The sequence below is a fragment of the Arthrobacter sp. UCD-GKA genome, assembly GCF_001863355.1.
GTDB lineage: Bacteria > Actinomycetota > Actinomycetes > Actinomycetales > Micrococcaceae > Paeniglutamicibacter.
The window spans coordinates 1-5,423 of record NZ_MOLR01000023.1; the positions used below are offsets into that span (position 1 = coordinate 1).

At 55.7% G+C, this 5,423-nt stretch carries 2 rRNA genes; both read right to left on the minus strand.

Annotated elements, in window-relative coordinates:
- Nucleotides 1-18: 18 nt before the first annotated feature.
- Nucleotides 19-3,150 (minus strand): 23S ribosomal RNA (locus tag BLJ79_RS22105).
- A gap of 535 nt (nucleotides 3,151-3,685) precedes the next feature.
- A 16S ribosomal RNA gene (locus BLJ79_RS22110) occupies nucleotides 3,686-5,213 on the minus strand.
- Together the 16S and 23S rRNA genes form the textbook arrangement of a ribosomal RNA operon.
- Nucleotides 5,214-5,423: the final 210 nt, after the last annotated feature.

The following is a 5,423-nucleotide window of genomic DNA, read 5'->3' on the forward strand; positions in this document are numbered from 1 at the left end:
GGGGTGGTGTGGTGTTTGTGGTTGAAGTTGTCGGCCTATTAGTACGGGTCAGCTTCACGAGTCTTTGGTCCTCGCTTCCACATCCCGCCTATCAACCCAGTGGTCTGGCTGGGGGCCTCTCGCCACACAAGGTGGCGTGGAAATCTCATCTTGAAGTGGGCTTCCCGCTTAGATGCTTTCAGCGGTTATCCCTTCCGAACGTAGCTAATCAGCGGTGCACTTGGCAGTACAACTGACACACCAGAGGTTCGTCCGTCCCGGTCCTCTCGTACTAAGGACAGCCCTTCTCAAATTTCCTGCGCGCGCAGCGGATAGGGACCGAACTGTCTCACGACGTTCTAAACCCAGCTCGCGTACCGCTTTAATGGGCGAACAGCCCAACCCTTGGGACCTACTCCAGCCCCAGGATGCGACGAGCCGACATCGAGGTGCCAAACCATGCCGTCGATATGGACTCTTGGGCAAGATCAGCCTGTTATCCCCGAGGTACCTTTTATCCGTTGAGCGACGGCCGTTCCACAACGTGCCGCCGGATCACTAGTCCCGACTTTCGTCCCTGCTCGAGCTGTCGCTCTCACAGTCAAGCTCCCTTGTGCACTTACACTCGACACCTGATTGCCAACCAGGCTGAGGGAACCTTTGGGCGCCTCCGTTACTCTTTAGGAGGCAACCGCCCCAGTTAAACTACCCATCAGGCACTGTCCCTGACCCAGATCATGGGCCGAAGTTAGGTGACCGGTACAGCCAGAGTGGTATTTCAACGATGACTCCACCCGAACTGGCGTCCGGGCTTCAACGTCTCCCACCTATCCTACACAAGCTGCACCGAACACCAATACCAAACTATAGTAAAGGTCTCGGGGTCTTTCCGTCCTGCTGCGCGTAACGAGCATCTTTACTCGTAGTGCAATTTCGCCGAGTTCATGGTTGAGACAGCGGGGAAGTCGTTACTCCATTCGTGCAGGTCGGAACTTACCCGACAAGGAATTTCGCTACCTTAGGATGGTTATAGTTACCACCGCCGTTTACTGGGGCTTAAATTCTCAGCTTCGCCCACAAGGGGCTAACCGGTCCTCTTAACCTTCCAGCACCGGGCAGGAGTCAGTCCGTATACATCGTCTTGCGACTTCGCACGGACCTGTGTTTTTAGTAAACAGTCGCTTCCCCCTGGTCTCTGCGGCCCACACCCGCTCCGGAACGCATGGTTCCATCACGGGGCAGGCCCCCCTTCTCCCGAAGTTACGGGGGCATTTTGCCGAGTTCCTTAACCATGATTCTCTCGATCGCCTTAGTATTCTCTACCTGATCACCTGTGTCGGTTTGGGGTACGGGCGGCTAAAACCTCGCGTCGATGCTTTTCTTGGCAGCATAGGATCACCGAATCACCCCCCAAGGGGGGCGCCTATCGGATCTCAGGCATCATGAGTCACGGATTTGCCTATGACTCGCCCTACATCCTTGGACCAGGTCAATTCCATTGCCTGGCTCGGCTACCTTCCTGCGTCACACCTGTTAATACGCTTACCTCCCTGGTTCGGGTCCCACGCCGCACACCCGGTACCGCTCCCGAAGGAACGATGGTGGGCACTTGGGGTGGTTAGCATCACCAGGTCAATATGGGCGGTTTTTCGCCGGTACGGGAATATCAACCCGTTGTCCATCGACTACGCCTGTCGGCCTCGCCTTAGGTCCCGACTTACCCAGGGCAGATTAGCTTGACCCTGGAACCCTTGATCATTCGGCGGACGGGTTTCTCACCCGTCATTCGCTACTCATGCCTGCATTCTCACTCGTGTGGGCTCCACCGCTGGTTTACACCGCGACTTCACTGCCCACACGACGCTCCCCTACCCATCCACACGGCTGGACCACGAAGGCCTGCCAAAAATATGAATGACGCAACTTCGGCGGTGTGCTTGAGCCCCGCTACATTGTCGGCGCGGAATCACTTGACCAGTGAGCTATTACGCACTCTTTCAAGGGTGGCTGCTTCTAAGCCAACCTCCTGGTTGTCTTCGCAACTCCACATCCTTTTCCACTTAGCACACGCTTAGGGGCCTTAGTTGGCGTTCTGGGCTGTTTCCCTCTCGACTATGAAGCTTATCCCCCACAGTCTCACTGCTGCGCTCTCACTTGCCGGCATTCGGAGTTTGGCTGACGTCAGTAACCTTGTAGGGCCCATTAGCCATCCAGTAGCTCTACCTCCGGCAAGAAACACGCAACGCTGCACCTAAATGCATTTCGGGGAGAACCAGCTATCACGAAGTTTGATTGGCCTTTCACCCCTACCCACAGCTCATCCCCTCCATTTTCAACTGAAGTGGGTTCGGTCCTCCACGCGCTCTTACACGCGCTTCAACCTGGYCATGGGTAGATCACTTCGCTTCGGGTCTAGATCACGCCACTGACTCGCCCTATTCAGACTCGCTTTCGCTACGGCTTCCCCACACGGGTTAACCTCGCGACGTAACACTAACTCGCAGGCTCATTCTTCAAAAGGCACGCTGTCACCCCAACAAGGAGGCTCCAACGGATTGTAAGCGCACGGTTTCAGGTACTATTTCACTCCCCTCCCGGGGTACTTTTCACCATTCCCTCACGGTACTTGTCCGCTATCGGTCATTGGGTAGTATTTAGGCTTACCAGGTGGTCCTGGCGGATTCAAACGGGATTTCTCGGGCCCCGTCCTACTTGGGATGCTCTCACAAAGCGGCGGAACGCATTCGCACTACGGGACTCTCACCCTCTATGGTCCGGCATTCAAGCCGATTCGCCTATGCGCCCGCACCTCACTTCACCAGTCCGGCAGAACTGGTATGGAAAGTCCCACAACCCCGACCATGCAACGCCCGCCGGCTATCACACATGGCTCGGTTTAGCCCCATCCGCGTTCGCTCGCCACTACTAACGGAATCACTTTTGTTTTCTCTTCCTGCGGGTACTGAGATGTTTCACTTCCCCGCGTTCCCTCCACGCAGCCTATGTGTTCAGCTGCGGGTCGCACCACATGACATGGTGCGGGGTTTCCCCATTCGGAAATCCTGGTCTCAACGTCCGGTTATCGACTCCACCAGGCTTATCGCAGATTCCCACGTCCTTCTTCGGCTCCCAATGCCAAGGCATCCACCGTGCGCCCTTAAAAACTTGACCACAAACAAGGGTCAAAAATTTACATGAGCTTCATACATACAATCGAAAGAACCAAGAAACACACACCGCGAACGATGTGCATACCAGGTTCAATAATTCATAAGAAATTGCTTATGCAAAACAAGGACAAAGTCCCTGCTTCACAAGATGCTCGCGTCCACTATGCAGTTCCCAAACAACAACCCCGTCGCACCCACCACCCACACACCCGCAACAAAGGGGAACGTGTCGGCTTAGGCCATGCGCGGGAACACTGAAAAAACAAAACCCGATCCCGCAAGGGGACCGGGGCCTGTTGTTTCAGGACCCAACAGTGTGCCAAAGACCACCCGCGCTCACCGAYGGTCCCCGTTCCAGCCACCGGACAAGTCCGGAAGCGTACTAGAAGACCATCCACCAGCGATGGACGGCCGTGATTTGTTGATATTCCACCCTTGAGCACTCGCCCACCAACACAAGTGGTGGATGCGAGCAGCACTGARCACCCGTGACACACGCGCTTTGGCGTGCACACCTGGTGCTAGTTGCTCCTTAGAAAGGAGGTGATCCAGCCGCACCTTCCGGTACGGCTACCTTGTTACGACTTAGTCCCAATCGCCGGTCCCACCTTCGACGGCTCCCTCCCACAAGGGGTTAGGCCACCGGCTTCGGGTGTTACCAACTTTCGTGACTTGACGGGCGGTGTGTACAAGGCCCGGGAACGTATTCACCGCAGCGTTGCTGATCTGCGATTACTAGCGACTCCGACTTCATGGGGTCGAGTTGCAGACCCCAATCCGAACTGAGACCGGCTTTTTGGGATTAGCTCCACCTCACAGTATCGCAACCCATTGTACCGGCCATTGTAGCATGCGTGAAGCCCAAGACATAAGGGGCATGATGATTTGACGTCGTCCCCACCTTCCTCCGAGTTGACCCCGGCAGTCTCCCATGAGTCCCCGCCTTTACGCGCTGGCAACATGGAACGAGGGTTGCGCTCGTTGCGGGACTTAACCCAACATCTCACGACACGAGCTGACGACAACCATGCACCACCTGTGAACCAGCCCCAAAGGGGAAACCGTGTTTCCACGGCGGTCTGGCACATGTCAAGCCTTGGTAAGGTTCTTCGCGTTGCATCGAATTAATCCGCATGCTCCGCCGCTTGTGCGGGCCCCCGTCAATTCCTTTGAGTTTTAGCCTTGCGGCCGTACTCCCCAGGCGGGGCACTTAATGCGTTAGCTACGGCGCGGAAAACGTGGAATGTCCCCCACACCTAGTGCCCAACGTTTACGGCATGGACTACCAGGGTATCTAATCCTGTTCGCTCCCCATGCTTTCGCTCCTCAGCGTCAGTTAATGCCCAGAGACCTGCCTTCGCCATCGGTGTTCCTCCTGATATCTGCGCATTTCACCGCTACACCAGGAATTCCAGTCTCCCCTACATCACTCTAGTCTGCCCGTACCCACCGCAGATCCGAGGTTGAGCCTCGGACTTTCACGATAGACGCGACAAACCGCCTACGAGCTCTTTACGCCCAATAATTCCGGATAACGCTTGCGCCCTACGTATTACCGCGGCTGCTGGCACGTAGTTAGCCGGCGCTTCTTCTGCAGGTACCGTCACTTTCGCTTCTTCCCTACTGAAAGAGGTTTACAACCCGAAGGCCGTCATCCCTCACGCGGCGTCGCTGCATCAGGCTTTCGCCCATTGTGCAATATTCCCCACTGCTGCCTCCCGTAGGAGTCTGGGCCGTGTCTCAGTCCCAGTGTGGCCGGTCACCCTCTCAGGCCGGCTACCCGTCGTCGCCTTGGTGAGCCATTACCTCACCAACAAGCTGATAGGCCGCGAGTCCATCCCTGACCAACAAGTCTTTCCACCAAGGACCATGCGGTCCACGGTGCATATCCGGTATTAGACCCAGTTTCCCAGGCTTATCCCGAAGTCAGGGGCAGGTTACTCACGTGTTACTCACCCGTTCGCCACTAATCATYCTGTGCAAGCACAAAAGTCATCGTTCGACTTGCATGTGTTAAGCACGCCGCCAGCGTTCATCCTGAGCCAGGATCAAACTCTCCGTAAAAAAATACAGACACAACCAACACGACCCTGGAAAAAGGGTTGCGGGTTGCACCAAGTAAAAAAATCCCGGCAAATTGCCCCAGGCGCCCACACGGGGGTGCGGACCCTGAAACCATTCACCAATAAAATAAATAAATTGGTATCAACAAACTTGGCACACTATTGAGTTCTCAAACAACAGACGCTTCCAACTTCCACGACCCGGACTGAC